Consider the following 1,360-nt stretch of genomic DNA (forward strand, 5'->3'; position numbering starts at 1 on the left):
AATTAGAGACGTTATCCCAAAGAGATATAAATTTTCGAAAGGAATTATCGAAAACTCAAGAGGTGAACAGTCAAATGAAACGGATGTTCTCATCTATGACGATGAAATACTTCCTTCATATATGAAAAATGAACTCACCTTTGTTCCTGTCGAAGCTGTAAAGTACAACTTCGAAGTTAAAAGTACTTTGAATGCGAGCTGTAGTGGTTTACTGATCCCGAGAAATCATGGGGTCAGCCAACTTGATTTACTCTAGCTTCTTAAACTGATGTAATAAACTTAACAATAATGTTCTCGCTACAAGGATGTAACGACATGGCTAGACTTCCCCGTTTGGTGTTGCCCAATCAGCCTCTGCATATCATGCATAGAGGTAATAACCGTCAAGATATATTTGAGAATGAAGAGGATATGGCACGTATTCTCAGTGATATTAAAGAGTCACTGTCCAAAGCTGACTGTCATCTTCATGCCTATGTCATCATGACAAATCATTTGCATTTACTTCTTACACCAAAAGACAAAGACGAACTGACTGTATTTATGCAGTCGATGACAAATCGTTACGTCAGATATTTTAATGCAGGCCGAAAACGCACCGGCACCATTTGGGAAGGGCGTTTCAAATCCTGTTTGGTGGATAGTGATAATTACCTTTTCACACTATACAAATACATTGAAATGAATCCTTTAAAAGCAGGCATGGTGGAAGATCTTCAAGAATATCGCTGGTCTAGCTATCATCACAATGCGCTTGGTAAACAGGATCCGTTGATAACTGAACACCCACTCTATCTTGAGCTGGGAAATACCAAAAAAGAGCGCGGTGTATGTTATCAATTAATGATGGACAAAATAGCATTAGGAAATGAAAATCAAAACATTACTGATGCCACCATGAGAGGAGAAGCTCTTGGTAGTGAAAAGTTTCAAGATTGGGTCTGCAAACAAGCTGGGCGGCCTGCTGTGTTAAAACCTCACGGAGGGGACAGGAAGAGTGCTGAATATCAAAATCAAGTTGGCTGACCCTGACCAATCCCCACGAAAGGCACAATAAAAACAATGAACTAAAACCCAAAAAAAGGAACTCTCACGATATTTAACGATCGGATCAGTCACCACACTTATCAAATCAGGAAATACCATGAGAGCCCACACTATTTTGAATACATTCTTAAATGATGTCACGCCCAGCATGCATAAAGTTCGACGAGCCAGCTTATGTGCGGTATTAAGTAGTGTAGTGTCAGGTAGTCAACTATCCATTACCGCTATTGGCCGTAATATTGATAGTAAAACAAGCGAGAAACATCAAATAAAACGCAGTATGCGTCTCGTGAGTAATCCACATCTTTACCAT

The 1,360-nt window shown here is 39.6% G+C and carries 2 protein-coding genes and 1 pseudogene; all 3 read left to right on the plus strand.

Annotation, left to right across the window (positions count from 1 at the left end; genetic code table 11):
- A partial coding sequence (locus B4K20_RS04890) for a DUF6602 domain-containing protein (RefSeq protein ID WP_349678791.1) occupies positions 1–256 on the plus strand: 256 nt, incomplete at its 5' end.
- Positions 257–315: 59 nt separating this feature from the next.
- The gene (locus tag B4K20_RS04895; RefSeq protein ID WP_289282077.1) at positions 316–1,026 is read left to right on the plus strand and encodes a transposase; all 711 of its coding nucleotides are present in this window, start codon (positions 316–318) and stop codon (positions 1,024–1,026) included.
- Between the two features lie 118 nt (positions 1,027–1,144).
- Positions 1,145–1,360: pseudogene (locus B4K20_RS04900) on the plus strand (IS4 family transposase); the annotation flags it as partial.

Origin of the sequence: Methylophaga sp. UBA5088 (genome assembly GCF_002414625.1) — a bacterium.
Classification (GTDB): domain Bacteria; phylum Pseudomonadota; class Gammaproteobacteria; order Nitrosococcales; family Methylophagaceae; genus Methylophaga; species Methylophaga marina.